Origin of the sequence: Kitasatospora atroaurantiaca (assembly GCF_007828955.1) — a bacterium.
GTDB lineage: Bacteria > Actinomycetota > Actinomycetes > Streptomycetales > Streptomycetaceae > Kitasatospora > Kitasatospora atroaurantiaca.
In genome coordinates this window covers 1918496-1933493 of sequence record NZ_VIVR01000001.1, presented here as the reverse complement: position 1 = coordinate 1933493, position 14998 = coordinate 1918496, and the positions used below count along the sequence as shown (strand labels likewise).

Below are 14998 nucleotides of genomic sequence, written 5' to 3'. Positions count from 1 at the left end.
GCGGCTCAGGCCCGGTTGGCGGCCGACAGCTCCTGCAGGGCGGCGACCGCGCGGTCCGCGTCATCGGCCGCGACGAAGAGGTGGTCGTGGTGGAAGCCGGCCACCACGTTGCAGCTGATGCCGTGTTCGGCGAGGCAGGTGGCGACGGCGGCGGTGAGGCCGACGGCCTCCAGGGCGGAGTGGATCTGGAGGGTGATCCAGCCGGCCACGTACTCGTAGCGCAGGCCGAGGGCGTCGGCCTCCTCCTGGGCCACCACGATGGTCGGCCCCTCCGCCTCCGCGACCATGACCACCGGCCGCAGCCCGGCGGGCACCTTGGCGGGGAGGGTGCAGTAGACGTACCGCCCGGGGTTGAGCACCGGGCGCATCCCGCCGAGCAGCTGCTGAAGATCTCGTTCACCGGCCATGGCGGCCACGCTAGCCCGTGTGATCCACCGTCGCGGGCGGACGGCGCGCGACGCGCAGAATCGTTGACGAGCGATAGGTAGCGATATATCGTTGAGCTATCAAGATGCTTCGGGAGAGAGGCATCGACAGTCTGAGAGGTGGTGCGCAGTCATGCGCCCAGGAAGCCCGTTTCGAGGAGAGGGGCGGCGCCGCGGCCGGCGCCCCCAGCCCGGGGAGTTCCCCGGGGAGAGTTTCGAGGGCCGCAACGCGTTCGGCGGCTTCGGTGGTCCGGGCCGTCCGCCCGGCCCGCCGGGAGCGTTCGGACCGTTCGGTCACGGTTTCGGCGGCCGGGGTGGCCATGGCGGCGGCTTCGGCGGTCATGGCCGGGGTGGCGGCCGTCGTGGTGGGCGGGCGCGTCGCGGGGACGTCCGCGCGTCGCTGCTCGCGCTGCTCAAGGAGCGGCCGATGCACGGCTACGAGATGATCACCGAGATCGGTGAGCGGACCGGCGGAGCCTGGCGGCCGAGCCCCGGTTCGGTGTACCCGACCCTCCAGCTGCTGGAGGAGGAGGGGCTGATCCGGGCTCAGGAGGTCTCGGGAAAGCGGCTGTTCGAGCTCACCGAGGCCGGTAGGACGGAGGCCGAGGCGGGTCAGGAGTCGCCGTGGGACGAGGCCGGGCGAGGTGTCGACTGGGAGGCGATCCAGGAGGTCGGCCAGGCGCTCGGTGCCGTGGACCACGCGATCCGGCAGGTCATGACCACGGGTACGGAGGAGCAGCGGGCCAAGGGCCTGGCCGTGCTCACGGACGCCAAGAAGAAGCTGTACCTGATCCTGGCGGAGGAGGACTGAGCGTGGAGGCCTGAGGGAGGAGGCTAGGAGGCGGCCTGGTCGTACTCGTAGCGCCAGCGCGAGTGGCCCTTGGCGTCGTACTCCCTGGCCCGGCGGTACACGAGTGTGGCGGCCGGCACATCCCCGTGAGCCGGGACGGGTACCCGGTAGACCTTCGGCACGTTGTGGAACAGGCCCAGCAGGATCGGCAGCACCTTGCCGTCCAGTGGCCCGCCGACGAATTCGGTGTCCGCGCTCTTCACCAGCACAGCCTATGCCGACGGCCGGTGTGACCAGCGCAGCACCGCCCCCGGTCAAGAAGACCCGCCGGACACCCTTATCCTGCTCTGTACGCCCCCGGGGTTTCACCCGGGTCAGCGGGCCCCGTACGGGCCGGGCAGGGCGCGCGTCGGTGCGCCTGCCCGCCGAGCTTCAACTCTCGTACTCCGTCACGTGACCCCGGGCGTCGGCCGTCCGGCAACCCCGGCTCCGGCCCACGGCGGATGCACCGGACCGAGCACACCCGGGAAGTAACGGGCGGGCCCGGACGTTGCGTCCGATATCGCGTCGGTCGCTGTGTCACACCAGGCACGGCAGGTCACAGCAGGTGCGGAAGGGGCCCGATGGAAGCCAGCAGTAGGTGGACGACCTGGTGGCAGCGGCGTGACCGGGAGCGGGCGAGGCCCGTGACCGGGCAGGACGCGGCCGTCCGGCTGGATCTGCTGCTCGGCGCGGTCAGAGCGGGCTTCCCGCTGGCGCCCGCCGCACACCCGGCAGGCCATCGCTGTTCCTGCGACCGGGTCGGCTGTCCGGCCCCCGCCCAGCACCCGGTGTCCTTCGCCTGGCAGACCCAGGCCACCACCGACCCCGAGCAGCTGGCCCGCTGGCTCTCGAGGGACCCGCAGGCGAACTTCATCACCGCCACCGGCCGCGCGCACGATGTGCTCGACGTACCCGCCGTGGCCGGGCGCCTCGCGCTCGAGCGGCTCGACAAGCTCGGCGTGGGCGGCCCGGTCGCGGCCGTCGGCGAGGACCGGTACCTGTTCTTCACCGCCACCCGCGGCACCCCGGTCGACGAGGACGAGTGGTGGCCGAGCGCGCTGGACAGCACGCCCGACACCATGTCCGAGCACCCCGGCCTGCGCTGGCACTGCCGCGGCTCGTACACCCTGCTGCCGCCGGCTTCGCTGCCGGACGGCTCCGAGGTGCGGTGGCTGCGCGGGCCCGAGCAGCCGCTGCCGGACGCGCTGCGCGTTCTGGACGTGCTCACCGACGCCTGCACGGAGGTCGGCGCGGTGGCCGAGGAGCAGTGGCTCATCGGCTGAGCGGCTCCGCCGTGGATCAGGCAGACGAGCAACTACAGCAGGGGCGCGAGGAACTGCGCGAGGCGGTAGGGCACAGGTCGTCGCCTTCCGATCTCGCGCAGTTCCCCGCGCCCCTATGGGGTACCCCGACTTGATCGGTGCACCTACGGCAGCGTGAGGACCTCCGCGCCGTCCGCCGTGACGACCAGGGTGTGCTCGAACTGGGCGGTGCGCTTGCGGTCCTTGGTGACCACCGTCCAGCCGTCCTCCCAGATCTCGTAGTCGTACGTGCCCAGGGTGAGCATCGGCTCGATGGTGAAGGTCATCCCGGGCTTGATCACCTCGGTGGCGCGGTCGCTGTCGTAGTGCGGGATGACCAGGCCGGAGTGGAACGAGGTGTTGATCCCGTGCCCGGTGAAGTCCCGGACCACGCCGTAGTCGAAGCGCTTGGCGTAGGACTCGATGACGCGGCCGATCACATTGACCTGGCGCCCGGGCTTGACCGCCTTGATCGCGCGGTTGAGTGACTCCCGGGTGCGCTCGACGAGCAGCTTGGACTCCTCGTCCACATTGCCGCACAGGTACGTCGCGTTGAGGTCGCCGTGCACGCCGTGGATGTAGGCGGTCGCGTCGATGTTGACGATGTCGCCGTCCTGAAGGACCGTCGAGTCCGGGATGCCGTGGCAGATCACCTCGTTGATCGAGGTGCAGACCGACTTGGGGAAGCCGCGGTAGCCGAGGTCCGAGGGGTACGCGCCGTGGTCGCACATGTACTCGTGGGCGACGGCGTCGAGTTCGTCGGTGGTGACCCCCGGCGCGATCAGCTTGGCGGCGGCCTCCATCGCCTGCGCGGCGATCCGGCCCGCGATCCGCATCTTCTCGATGGTCTCGGCGGACTGCACCTCGGGCCCGTCGTACGGGGTCGGCTTGGGCTTGCCGACGTACTCGGGGCGCGCGATGTGCGCGGGAACCTTGCGGGTGGGGGACTGGATGCCGGGTACGAGAGCCATGGCGCCGAGTCTATCGGCCGGGTCCCGGCCGACCCGGCTGTGTGTGCGAGACGGTTGCCGGGAATGATCCGTAAGGAAGCAACCGAGCGACAGGAGAACCCGTCATGCCACTGGGATTCGGCCGAAAGCCCACCGGGAAACCGGGCGAGTGGTTCTACTGCATCAAGCACGCCAAGGTCGAGGAGGGCCCGGAGTGCCCGGCCAAGGACCGCCTCGGCCCGTACGCGAGCCGTGAGGAGGCCGCGCACGCGCTGGAGATCGCCGCCGAGCGCAACCGCGAGTGGCAGACCGACCCGCGCTGGCACGACAAGGTCGAGGAGCAGGAGGGGGACTGAGCGCGCCTCGCCGAAGGCCTGACGGCCCGTCGGCCTCAGGCGGCCAGCGCCGCCGTGGCCTCGTGCTCGGCCCGGACGGCGGCGGCGTGCGGGTCGGTGCGGTCGTCGTAGGCCAGCAGCTTCGGCAGGGCGGCGGCCAGGCCGAGCACGCCGACCACACAGGCCAGGCCGCCCGCCCAGACCGAGCCGCGGACGCCGATCAGTCCGGCCATGCCGCCGGCCCTGACCTGCCCGAGGTGCGGACCGACCGAGTAGCTGAGCAGTTCCACGCCGGCCAGCCGGCCGCGCAACTCGTCCGGGATGGACTGGTTCCAGATGGTCGAGCGGGCCACCCCGCTGATCTGGTCGGCGCCTCCGGCCACGGCGAGGAAGAACAGGACCAGCCAGATGTCGCCCACCAGGCCGGCCACGGCCATGGCCGCTCCCCAGCCGAGCGCGGAGAACACCAGCATCCGCCCGTGCCGGTGGACGTGGGAGGTCCAGCCGCTGGTCACCGAGACCGCCAGCGCGCCGACGGCCGTGGCGGCGTACATCAGGCCGAGCGCCCAGTCGGCGTGGAGGTCCCCGGCCAGGAACGGGAAGATCGCGACGGGGTAGGCGAAGAGCATCGCGCAGGTGTCGACGGCGTACGTACCCAGCAGGTCCGGACGGCTCCAGGCGTACTTCACGCCGGTGGCGATCGCGCGCAGGGACGGCTTCTCGGCACCGGTCGGCGGCGGGACGGCGCGCATCCGGGCGAGCAGCAGCAGTGAGACGGCGAAGGTGGCGACGTCCAGGGCGTACGCGGTCTGCACGCCGGCGACCGCCACGATGACACCGGCCAGCGCCGGGCCGGCCACCGAAGCGGCGTTGCGGTAGAGGGAGTTGAGGGCGAACGCGGCGGTGAGCTGGTCGTGCGCGACGATCCGCGGGGTGAGCGAGTCCAGGGCCGGCCGCTGGAGGCCGTCCACGGCGGCGACCAGGCCGGCCACCAGGTAGATCGGCCAGAGCACCGGCGTCGGCAGCAGGGCGTTGAGCAGCAGCAGCCCGGAGAGCAGGCCGAGTCCGGCCTCCGAGCACAGCACCAGCTTCCGGCGGTCCAGGGCGTCGGCGAGGGCGCCGCCCCAGAGCCCGAAGACGATCAGCGGCAGCAGCTCCACCGCGCCGACCAGGCCCACCGCGAGCGAGGAGCCGGTGAGCTCCTTGATCTGCAGCGGCACGGCGACATAGGTCAGGAAGCTGCCGAAGGCCGAGACGCAGCCGGAGCTCCAGAGCAGGCGGAAGTCGCGCGAGGACCGCCAGGGCGCCAGGTCGGGGCGGATCTTGTGGGCCAGCGCGCGCCAGCGGGGCTGATCAGGAGGTCGGGACGTCACGAGGGGGATCATCCGTCGGGCTCGACGGCGTCGCAATCGAATTTGGTGCCGGTCAGGGGCGCGCCGATGGCGTAGGAGAGCCTGCAGTTGAGGGACCGTCGGGGCAGCGGGTCCGACCGCCGTCCTACCAGCGCGCGACGGGCGAGGCCGTGAGCCGCTCGGCGAGGCGGACCAGCCGGGAGCGGGTGGCCGGGGCCGCGCCCGCGGCCGCGCTGACCAGGTGCTGGACCAGGTCGAACGGCTCCTCCTCGGCCTCCGGCACGGCCAGCCGTTCGTGGGCCAGGCCCGCCAGCTCCCGGTCGCCGGTGTCGAGCGCGAGCACCGTCGCGCCACCGCAGCGGGCGTCCTGCACCCGCTCCAGCAGGCCCGCCCCCGCGGCGGCGGGCGCCACCACCAGGACGGTCGCGCCGCGCCGGGCGCCCGCCAGCAGCCCGAGGCCGTACGAGAGGTGGGCCGGAGCGTCCGGCGGGACCTGGTGCCGCAGCAGGGTGGGGGCCAGCCGGGGGACCCCCGACCAGGCGGCCTCGTCGTCCAGATGGGCGGCCAGGTGCCAGGGCTCGTACCGCTCGGTGCCGACCAGCAGCAGGCCGGCGGCCGTCCGGCGGGTGACCGAACGGCGCAGCGCGCTCGCGAAGGTCTTGGTGGACTCGAGCCAGCCGGTGCCGGCCAGGGACTCGCGTAGTGCTGAAACTCTCACCGCGTCCATGCCGCCCAGGATGGAGCAGCGGCCCCTGCTTTGGCAGGATCTTCGGCATGAGTACCCACGATTCAGTGACCAACCCGGCGCACCTGCTCCCCGACGTCTCCCACCTCGTGGTCGGCGTCCTGGGCGGCACCGGCGACCAGGGCCGCGGCCTGGCCTACCGGCTGGCCAAGGCCGGGCAGCAGGTCATCATCGGCTCCCGTACGGCCGAGCGGGCCGAGGCCTCGGCCGCCGAGCTCGGCCTCGGGGTGCGTGGCGCGGACAACGCGACCACGGCTCGGGAGAGCGACATCGTGATCATCGCGGTGCCGTGGGAGGGCCACGCGGCGACCCTGGAGGCCCTGCGCGAGGAGCTCGCGGGCAAGATCGTCGTCGACTGCGTCAACCCGCTGGGCTTCGACAAGCAGGGCGCGTACGCCCTCAAGCCGGCGGAGGGCAGCGCCGCCCAGCAGGCCGCCGCCCTGCTGCCGGACTCGCGCGTCACCGCCGCCTTCCACCACCTCTCGGCGGTGCTGCTGCAGGACGAGTCGATCGAGGAGATCGACACCGACGTGATGGTGCTCGGCGAGGAGCGCGAGGCCACCGACATCGTGCAGGCCCTGGCCTCCCGCATCCCGGGGATGCGCGGCATCTTCGCGGGCCGGCTGCGAAACGCCCATCAGGTGGAGTCGCTGGTGGCCAACCTGATCTCGGTGAACCGCCGCTACAAGGCCCACGCCGGCCTTCGCGTCACCGACGTGTGACGTGCCCGGAAGGGTCCCCTGCGCGCTGTGGGGGACCCTTCGGTGACAATGGGTGCTGACCAGCCCCCGAGCCCAGGAGCCTCAGCATGCCCCGCAACGCCCTCTATGCCTCGATCGTCTTCGTGCTGGCGGTGGCCGCCGCTGTCGTCTCGTTCGTCGAGGGCAACTGGCTCGGGGTCGTCTGGGTGCTGATGGCGGGCGTCTCCAGCAACATCGCCTGGTTCTACATCCGCCGCGAGCGGCTCGCACAGGCGTCCTCGACCGAGGGCTAGCCGAGCTCGACGATCCGTCCTTCGTCGGCGGCGATGACCTCGCCGGCGAACGTACTCCGGGCTTCGGCCACCGAGAGCGCTCTGTCGCTGCCCGGCCAGAAGTGCGTGAGCAGCAGTCGCCTGGCCCCTGCCCGGGTCGCCCAGGTGCCGGCTTCGAGGGCGCTCATCAGGTGGTGCGGGTCGTCGCCGGGCGGCGGGCCCTGCAGGGTGGCTCCGATGACGAACAGATCCGCCGCGGCGCCCAGCTCCGCGAGCGCGGCGTCCGGGCCGGCGTCGCCGCTGTAGGCCAGGGTCAGCCCAGGCGCGGTGACCCGTACTCCGGCGTGCGGGACGTGGTGCGGCAGCGGGACGGCGTCGAGGTGGAACGGGCCGACCCGGTGGGCGCCGGGGAGCCGGTGGACGTCGAAGACGTCGAGCAGGTCCTCGGTCGGTTCCATCGCCTGGACGCGCTCGATCACCCCGGGCGTGCAGTAGAGCGGTACACGGGGCCCCCGGTCGGCCGCGAAGTACCGCTCCCGGCACAGGGCGCTGAGATCGGCGCAGTGATCGGGGTGCTCATGGGTGACGACCACGGCGTCGACGTCGCTGCCGTGGCAGTGCTCGAGCAGTCGCGGGAACGTCGCGTAGCCCAGGTCCAGCACGAGCCGGAACCCGTCGTACTCCAGCAGGAAGCCGCTGGCGGCCCGGCCGGCCTCCGGCCACCCACCGCAGGTTCCCAGCACCGTCAGGCGACGCATCCGGTGGGCTAGTGCTTCCAGAAGCGGAACAGGTAGTCACCGAGGAAGGCGTAGGCGCCGTCCACGCCGAACAGGTCCATGACGTTGTAGACCAGCGAGAAGAACCACTGGTTGACCTCGGACTGCCAGAGCACGATGAACACCGCGAGCAGCCCGTACGGGGCGAACGGCTCGACCGCCCGGCGGGTCTTCAGGGACAGCCAGGGCTCGATGATGCCGTAGCCGTCCAGGCCCGGGACGGGCAGCAGGTTCAGCAGGGCCGCGCTCACCTGGAGCAGACCGAGGAAGCCGAAGGCCGCCGCCAGCGGTGAGACGCTCAGCTCGTGGCCCTCGTAGACGGCGTGCACGGCCGGGTCGTCCAGCCAGCCCGCGCCGACCGGGATCAGCAGCGCCGCCGCGCAGAGCACGTTCACCAGCGGGCCCGCGGCCGAGATCAGGCTGTGCTTGAGCCGGCCCTGGATGCGGTGTCGCTCGATGTAGACCGCGCCGCCCGGCAGGCCGATGCCGCCGAGGATCACGAAGACCACCGGCAGGACGAAGCTGAAGATCGCGTTGGCGTACTTGAACGGATTGAGCGTCAGATAGCCCTTGGACCCTATCGTGATGTCCCCGCTGTGCATCGCGGTACGGGCGTGCGCGTACTCGTGGAGGCAGAGCGAGACCATCCAGCCGGCCACCACGAACAGGAACACGCCGAAGCCGGCGTTGCCGTAGCCGGTCGAGATCGCCCAGCCGGCGGTGCCGAGGGTCGCCAGGAGCACCCAGAAGACCGGGCTGATCCGGCTGTCCTCGCTGCGCGAGCGCTGCGTGTCGGCGAAGGTCATGGCGGTGGGGCTCCGATGGGGTCGCTGGGAGGACGAAGGTCGATCATGCCGGGCGGGGTACGCCCCGGACAAGCCGTCCCCGGTGAACGGTCGGCGCGGGGCGGTGGTTCCGGACGGACAAATGTACGTGCGCGGGCAGGGCCGTCGACCAGAATGGTCCCCGTGCACTACGGCATCCTCGGAACGACCACGGCCCACCACGACGACGGCACCCCCATCCCGCTGGGCGGCGCGAGACTGCGCGCGCTGCTGGCAGCACTGGTCCTGCGGCAGGGGCGGCCGGTCCCGGCGGACCTGCTGGTCGACGAGGTCTGGGGCGCGGAGCCCCCGCAGGACTCCACCGCCGCCCTGCAGACCCTGGTCGGGCGGCTGCGCCGGACCATCGGGCGGGACGAGATCGGCTCCGGCCCGGCCGGGTACTGGCTGACCGGCGAGCACACCGACCTGGGGGAGTTCCAGCGCCTGGCGGCGGAGGGGCGCCAGGCGCTGGAGGGGGCCGACCACGCCCGCGCCGCCGAGCGGCTGAACGCGGCGCTCACGCTCTGGCGCGGCCCGGCCCTGGCCGACCTGCCCGACCGCGGCGGCCCGGCCACCCGCCTGGAGACCCAGCGCGACGAGGCCCGGCGGCACCGGATCACCGCCGAGCTCGAGCTCGGGCGGGCCTCCGAGCTCACCGCGGAGCTCGCCGAGCTCTGCGAACAGCGGCCGCTGGACGAGCAGGTGCAGGTCCTGCTGATCCGCGCACTGCGCGACAGCGGCCGTACCGCGGAGGCGCTGCGCCAGTACGAGACGGCCCGGCGGGCCCTCGCCGACGAGCTCGGCGCCGACCCCGGCGCTCAACTCAAAGCGCTCCACCGCGAGTTGCTGCAGCCGGCCGAGGACGCGCCGACGCCCGGTCCGATCCCGCGGCCGGTGCCTCAGTCCGTGTCACCCCGGGCAGGCGGCAACCTGCGGCCCCGGCTGACCAGCTTCGTCGGCCGGGACGGCGACCTCACCGCGCTCAGGGGCGCCCTGGCGGCCGGCCGGCTCACCACCCTCACCGGCCCCGGCGGCTCCGGCAAGACCCGCCTCTCGGTCGAGACCGGCCGGGCCGAACAGGCCGCCGGGAACTGGCCGGACGGCGTCTGGATCGCCGAGCTGGCCCCGCTGGAGGACCCGACCGCCGTGCCCGGAGCGGTGCTCTCCGCCCTGGGCCTGCGCGAGACCGTGCTGCACACCGGCAGCGCGGTGGCCGAGGTGATGGAGAGCCGGCCCGACGACCCGGTACGGCGGATCGTCGAGCACTGCGCCCAGCGCCGGATGCTGCTGGTCCTCGACAACTGCGAGCACCTGATCCAGGCCTCGGCCGACCTGGCCGACCAACTCCTCGCCGAGTGCCTGGGGTTGACCGTCCTGGCGACCAGCAGGGAGCCGCTCGGCGTACCCGGCGAGGTCGTCCTGCCGGTGGAGCCGCTGCCGGACCCGGCCGCGCTACGACTGTTCGCCGAGCGCGGTGCGGCGGCCCGCCCCGGCTTCGACCCGGCCGAGGCCCCCGCGGCCTGTGCCGAGATCTGCCGCCGCCTGGACGGTCTGCCGCTGGCCATCGAGCTGGCCGCCGCCCGGCTCCGCGGACTGACGCCACGCCAGATCGCCGATCGCCTCGACGGCCGCTTCGCCCTGCTCACCGCCGGCTCGCGCACCCTGCTGCCCCGCCAGCAGACCCTGCGCGCGGTGGTGGACTGGAGTTGGGACCTGCTGGGCAAGCGCGAGCGGGCCGTCCTGCGCCGGCTCTCCGCCTTCGCCGGCGGCTGCACCCTGGAGGAAGCCGAGCAGGTCTGCGCGGACGGCACCGAGGTGCCCCGCGAGGAGGTCGCCGACCTGCTGCTCTCGCTGGTCGACAAGTCCCTGCTGGTCGCCGGTCTCGGCTCCGAACCCCGGTACTGGATGCTGGAGACCATCCACGAGTACGCCGCCGAGCGCCTCGCCGAGGACGCCGAGGACGAGGCCGCGCAGCGCCACATCAGCTGCTTCCGCGAGCTCGTCCGCCAGGCCGAGCTGAAGCTGCACGGCCCCGAACAACTGCACTGGCTCGCCGTCCTGGAGCGCGAGCAGGACAACATCCGGGCCGCGCTGCGCCGCGCCGTGGACACCGGTGAGGAGCAGGAGGCGCTCGTCCTCGCACTGGGGATGAGCTGGTTCTGGTCCCTGCGCGACTACCGCACCGAGGCACGCAGCTGGTACGAGGCGATCTGCACGCTCGGCCCGGACCCGTACGCCGACGACGCCCCGCCGCCCGTCCCGCTTTTCAGCGGTCCGCTGGACGAGCCGCTCCCGATGTCTCCGGAGATGCTCCAGGAGGCCCGTCGACAGGTCCAACTGCACCGGCTGGTGAGCATGTTCACCGGGAACATGGCCACCCTCGGCGACCCCGAGGCGGCCGAGACGTCCCGCCGGGTGCTGCGGACGTACACCCCGGACCTGCCGCAGTCCTACCGGTTCCCCGTCCTGCTGCGGGTGTTCGCCGCCTTCCTCTCGGGGGAGATGGACGAGTTGCGGCCGCTGCTGGACGACTCCGTCGAGGGCTGCCGCCGCCACGGCCGGGACGGCGACCTCGCGTTCATCCTGCAGATCCGGGCCCGGATGCTCAACGACTGGGTCGGCGGCCTCGAGCAGGCGGTCCGGGACAGCGAGGAGGCTCTGGAGCTGTTCACCCGGGCCGGTGACCGCTGGGGCATGTCCGAGGCACTCGCCGCCCGGGCCGAGAACGCGGCGAAGCAGGGCGACTCGGCCCACGCGGCCGCCGCCTACCGGCGGGCGATCGGACTGGCCGAGGAACTGGGCGCCCCGCAGGAGGTGCCGCTGCTCCAGATCCGGCTCGGCGAGGCGCTGTTCGACAGCGACCCGGAGACGGGCGAGCGCATGATCACGGAGGCGCTGGCGGACATCGGGTCGACCAACCACACCGCCGACGGGGCGGTGCTGTACGGCCGTCTGGTGCTCTGCACCCTGTACACGACACGGGGCGAATACGCGGCGGCGCTCCGGGAGCTCGACCAACTGGTCATCGACCAGAGGGCGTTCGGGCCGATCGTGCCCGAGATCTTCGAGGGGATCGAGTCCTGCGTCCGGGGCTGGACGACGGCGCGGGCCGGCGATCCGGATGCCGGTCTGGAGCTGCTGCGCGAGGGACGCCGGGCGATCCGGTCCATCTCGGGAAAGGCCACGGCGTTCGGCGAGCACATGACGGTGCTGCTGATCCTGCCGGCCGTCGGCGTGCTGGTGGTGCTCGCGGAGCGCGACGGCGACCTGCGTCCCGCCCGGCGGGCCGCGGTGCTGCTCGGTGCGCACCACGCACTGCACGGGGCGCCGGGGTCGTACCTGGAGCGGCAGGAGCGGGTCGCGAACGAACGCGCCCTGCGCGAGCTGCTCGGCACGGACGCCTACGACACCGCCGTCGCAGAGGGCGGCCGCCTCACGCTCTCGGAGGCGACCGCCCTGCTGAACGATCCGGATGACTACTGATCAGGTCCGCTTGCGGAACCTCGCCACGGCCAGCGGCGCGGTGACGGCGGTGATCGCCACCGACCAGACGAGCACGATCAGCACCGAGTGGGTCAGCGCCCCGCCGTTGATCAGGTTGCGGCAGGCGTCGGCCAGTGCCGAGAGCGGGTTGTACTCGGTGAAGGCCTGCAGCCAGCCGGGCATGGTGCTGGTCGGCGCGAAGATCGAACTGCCGAACTGCAGCGGCATGATGACCAGCATCGACACCCCCTGGACGGCCTGGGCGCTGCGCAGTGACATGCCGAGCAGCATCGAGATCCAGACGATCGACATGCCGAAGGTGAGCGAGAGCCCGACCGCCGCGAGCAGGTGCAGGAAGCTGGTCTTGATCTCCAGCCCGAGGATCATCGAGAAGCTGATCAGGATGGTGAAGGAGACCAGACCGCGCAGGGTCTCCGCCGCGATCTTGGAGAGCAGTACCGCGGACCGGCCGATCGGCAGGGTGCGGAAGCGGTCCATCACCCCGGTCTGGAAGTCGGTGTTCAGGCCGGTGCCGACGGCCATCGCGAGATTCAGCCCGGTGGTGCCGAGCAGGCCGGGGATCATGTACTGGATGTAGTCGTGCTGGCTGCCGGAGACCGCGCCGCCGAAGACGTAGACGAACAGCAGGGTGAAGATGATGGGGATGAGGAGGGCGTCGAGGAGGGACTCCGGGTCCGCCTTGATCCGCATCAGGTTGCGTCGGGTCAGCGCGCCGATGTGACGCAGGTTGGCGCGTGGGCCGATCCGACTGTCGTCCAGGCGGCCGGGGTTGAGGGTCGCGGCGCTCATGCCACGGTCTCCTTGCTGAGGGTCGGGACGGCGTCGGTGACGGCCGGCTTGGCGGTGATGGCCAGGAAGACCTCGTCCAGGCTGGGCAGCTTGGTGTCGATACCGGTGATCCCGAAGCCGCGGGTGCCCAGCACGCTGACCACGGCGGTGAGCTGCTCGTCGTCGGTGATCTGCACCGACAGCAGGCCGGTGTCCTCGGAGACGGTGGCGCCGGTGATGCCCGCGTCGTGCAGGCAGCGGGCCATCTCGGAGAGTTCGGCCGGGTGGACCGGCCGTACCTGCAGAGTCCGGCCGCCGACCTGGGACTTCAGCTCGGTGACACCGCCGGCCGCGATCACCCGGCCCTTGTCGATGACCGTCAGCTCGTTGGCGAGCTGCTCGGCCTCCTCCATGTACTGGGTGGTGAGCAGCACGGTGGTGCCCTCGGCGACCATGCGCTGCACCTCGTCCCAGACCTCGTTGCGGGTACGCGGGTCGAGGCCGGTGGTGGGCTCGTCCAGGTAGAGGACCTTGGGGCGGCCGATCATGCTGGCGGCCAGGTCGAGCCGGCGACGCATACCGCCGGAGTAGGTCTTGGCGGGGCGCTTGGCGGCCTCGGTGAGGGAGAAGCGCTCCAGCAGCTCGGTGGCGCGGGCCTTGGCCTCCTTGCCGGGCAGGTCGAGCAGCCGGCCGATCAGGTAGAGGTTCTCGTAGCCGGAGAGCAGCTCGTCGACGGAGGCGTACTGGCCGGTGAGGCCGATGGTGCGGCGCAGCTGCTTGGGCTGGCGCAGGACGTCGTAGCCGCCGACGTACGCGGTGCCGGCGTCCGGCTTGATCAGCGTGGAGAGGATGCGGACCAGGGTGGTCTTGCCGGCGCCGTTCGGGCCGAGCACACCGAGGACGGTGCCCTGTCGGACCGTCAGGTCGACGCCATCCAGCGCCTTGGTGGCGCCGTAGTACTTGACGATTCCTCGGACCTCGACGGCGTTGCCGGTGCTGAGCGGCCCCCGGTCGTTCGGGGCGGTGTCGATTCGTGTCATGCCCTCAGGCTGCCCGGCCCGCCTGTCAGCCCGCTGTCACCCCGCAGTCGCCGCTGTCGCTTCGCTGTCACCCGACTGTCAACGCACTCGGGCCCCTCGTGCGGTTGCCCCTATCGCATTCGGTGAACCACAGCAGGGGCGCGAGGAACCGCGCGTGCAACCGTGCACCTCCGTAGAGGGTCGGTCGCGCAGTTCCCCGCGCCCCTGGTGTGGTTGTCCCTACTTGAAGGTGTGCTCCGGCGCCGGGAAGGTGCCCGCACCGACCTCGGTGGCGAACTCGCGCGCCGCGTCCCCGAGAACGGCCCGCAGATCGGCGTACTGCTTGACGAACTTGGGCACCCGCCCCGCCGTCATACCGGCCATGTCCGTCCAGACCAGCACCTGCGCGTCCGTCCCGGCCCCCGCGCCGATCCCGACGGTCGGGATCGCCAGCTGCTCGGTGACCTGCGTGGCCAGCTCCGCCGGCACGGCCTCCAGCACCACCGAGAAGGCACCCGCCTGCTGCACGGCCTTGGCGTCCCGCAGCAGCTGGTGGGCCGCCTCGTCGCCGCGCCCCTGCACCGGGTACCCGCCGAAGGCGTGCACCGACTGCGGGGTCAGGCCGATGTGGGCCATCACCGGGATGCCGGCCTCGACCAGCAGCTCGATGGACCGGGCGCTGCGCTCGCCGCCCTCCAGCTTGACCGCGCCGACACCCGCCTCCTTCATCAGCCGGGCCGCGTTGTGCATCGCCTGGGCCGGCGACTCCTGGTACGAGCCGAAGGGCATGTCGCCGATGATCAGCGCGCGCTTGGTGCCACGGACGACGGCGGCGGAGAGCATCACCATCTGATCCATGGTCACCGGCACGGTGGTCTCGTAGCCGAGGTGGCAGTTGCCGGCGGAGTCGCCGACCAGCAGCACCGGGATGCCGGCCTCGTCGAACACGCCGCCGGTCAGGGCGTCGTACGCGGTGAGCATGGCCCACCGCTCGCCGCGCTGCTTGGCGGCGGCCAGGTCTCGGACGGTGACGCGGCGGTTGGTGACGCCGCCGTAGAGGGTGCTGCCCTGCTGCTGGCCGGTCTGCGGCTGGCCCGACTGCGGCTGGGCAGGCGAAAGCGGAGAAGCGTTCATCGAACAGGCTCCTGAAGGGTTGTCGTCTCGTGGCGCCGTACGGCGTCCCCGGATCTCCTC

The 14998-nt window shown here is 72.2% G+C and carries 16 protein-coding genes; 6 read left to right on the top strand and 10 right to left on the bottom strand.

Annotated features, from left to right (window positions below; all coding sequences use genetic code 11):
- Nucleotides 1-5: 5 nt before the first annotated feature.
- Nucleotides 6-407, bottom strand: coding sequence for an ACT domain-containing protein (locus tag FB465_RS08710; RefSeq protein ID WP_145789182.1), 402 nt, complete (start codon nucleotides 405-407; stop codon nucleotides 6-8).
- Nucleotides 408-558: 151 nt separating this feature from the next.
- On the opposite strand from FB465_RS08710, the gene FB465_RS08705 reads away from it, so the two are divergent.
- The gene (locus FB465_RS08705; RefSeq protein WP_145789180.1) at nucleotides 559-1236 is read left to right on the top strand and encodes a PadR family transcriptional regulator; all 678 of its coding nucleotides are present in this window, start codon (nucleotides 559-561) and stop codon (nucleotides 1234-1236) included.
- Nucleotides 1237-1259: 23 nt separating this feature from the next.
- Here the strand turns inward: FB465_RS08705 and FB465_RS08700 are convergent, their stop codons facing one another.
- A complete protein-coding gene (locus FB465_RS08700) occupies nucleotides 1260-1478 on the bottom strand; it encodes a hypothetical protein (protein WP_145789178.1) in 219 nt (72 codons plus the stop codon).
- A gap of 360 nt (nucleotides 1479-1838) precedes the next feature.
- On the opposite strand from FB465_RS08700, the gene FB465_RS08695 reads away from it, so the two are divergent.
- A complete protein-coding gene (locus FB465_RS08695) occupies nucleotides 1839-2540 on the top strand; it encodes a bifunctional DNA primase/polymerase (RefSeq protein WP_145789176.1) in 702 nt (233 codons plus the stop codon).
- A 143-nt stretch (nucleotides 2541-2683) separates the two neighbouring features.
- Here the strand turns inward: FB465_RS08695 and map are convergent, their stop codons facing one another.
- Nucleotides 2684-3529, bottom strand: a complete 846-nt coding sequence (gene map / locus FB465_RS08690) for a type I methionyl aminopeptidase (protein WP_145789174.1) — start codon at nucleotides 3527-3529, stop codon at nucleotides 2684-2686.
- 104 nt (nucleotides 3530-3633) lie between these two features.
- On the opposite strand from map, the gene FB465_RS08685 reads away from it, so the two are divergent.
- Nucleotides 3634-3864, top strand: a complete 231-nt coding sequence (locus FB465_RS08685; protein WP_145789172.1) for a hypothetical protein — start codon at nucleotides 3634-3636, stop codon at nucleotides 3862-3864.
- Between the two features lie 35 nt (nucleotides 3865-3899).
- Here the strand turns inward: FB465_RS08685 and FB465_RS08680 are convergent, their stop codons facing one another.
- Both FB465_RS08680 and FB465_RS08675 read right to left on the bottom strand, forming a co-directional pair.
- Nucleotides 3900-5228, bottom strand: coding sequence for an MFS transporter (locus tag FB465_RS08680; protein WP_211785741.1), 1329 nt, complete (start codon nucleotides 5226-5228; stop codon nucleotides 3900-3902).
- Nucleotides 5229-5340: 112 nt separating this feature from the next.
- Nucleotides 5341-5922: a hypothetical protein gene (locus tag FB465_RS08675; protein ID WP_145789171.1), complete on the bottom strand. Its 582-nt coding sequence runs from the start codon at nucleotides 5920-5922 to the stop codon at nucleotides 5341-5343.
- Nucleotides 5923-5969: 47 nt separating this feature from the next.
- On the opposite strand from FB465_RS08675, the gene npdG reads away from it, so the two are divergent.
- Both npdG and FB465_RS08665 read left to right on the top strand, forming a co-directional pair.
- Nucleotides 5970-6662 (top strand): NADPH-dependent F420 reductase, encoded by a 693-nt coding sequence (npdG, locus tag FB465_RS08670; RefSeq protein WP_145789169.1) that lies wholly within the window; start codon nucleotides 5970-5972, stop codon nucleotides 6660-6662.
- A gap of 86 nt (nucleotides 6663-6748) precedes the next feature.
- Nucleotides 6749-6934 (top strand): hypothetical protein, encoded by a 186-nt coding sequence (locus FB465_RS08665; protein WP_145789167.1) that lies wholly within the window; start codon nucleotides 6749-6751, stop codon nucleotides 6932-6934.
- Here the strand turns inward: FB465_RS08665 and FB465_RS08660 are convergent.
- Both FB465_RS08660 and FB465_RS08655 read right to left on the bottom strand, forming a co-directional pair.
- Complete coding sequence (locus FB465_RS08660; RefSeq protein WP_145789165.1) at nucleotides 6931-7671, bottom strand: MBL fold metallo-hydrolase; 741 nt, start codon at nucleotides 7669-7671, stop codon at nucleotides 6931-6933. The two genes, FB465_RS08665 and FB465_RS08660, sit on opposite strands and share 4 nt — an antisense overlap.
- 8 nt (nucleotides 7672-7679) lie before the next feature.
- Nucleotides 7680-8495, bottom strand: coding sequence for a site-2 protease family protein (locus FB465_RS08655; protein WP_145789163.1), 816 nt, complete (start codon nucleotides 8493-8495; stop codon nucleotides 7680-7682).
- Between the two features lie 162 nt (nucleotides 8496-8657).
- Here FB465_RS08655 and FB465_RS08650 point away from each other — a divergent pair, with 162 nt between their 5' ends.
- Entirely contained in the window at nucleotides 8658-11996 is a 3339-nt protein-coding gene (locus FB465_RS08650; protein ID WP_145789161.1) for an ATP-binding protein, read from the top strand.
- Here the strand turns inward: FB465_RS08650 and FB465_RS08645 are convergent, their stop codons facing one another.
- From FB465_RS08645 to panB, 3 genes are all read right to left on the bottom strand, one after another.
- Nucleotides 11997-12806, bottom strand: coding sequence for an ABC transporter permease (locus FB465_RS08645; protein ID WP_145789159.1), 810 nt, complete (start codon nucleotides 12804-12806; stop codon nucleotides 11997-11999). It lies immediately after the preceding gene.
- Complete coding sequence (locus FB465_RS08640; protein WP_145789158.1) at nucleotides 12803-13825, bottom strand: ATP-binding cassette domain-containing protein; 1023 nt, start codon at nucleotides 13823-13825, stop codon at nucleotides 12803-12805. Before FB465_RS08640 ends, FB465_RS08645 begins: the two co-directional genes overlap by 4 nt.
- 219 nt (nucleotides 13826-14044) lie before the next feature.
- On the bottom strand, nucleotides 14045-14938 hold the full coding sequence (gene panB / locus FB465_RS08635) for a 3-methyl-2-oxobutanoate hydroxymethyltransferase (RefSeq protein WP_145789156.1): 894 nt from the start codon (nucleotides 14936-14938) through the stop codon (nucleotides 14045-14047).
- Nucleotides 14939-14998 lie beyond the last annotated feature (60 nt).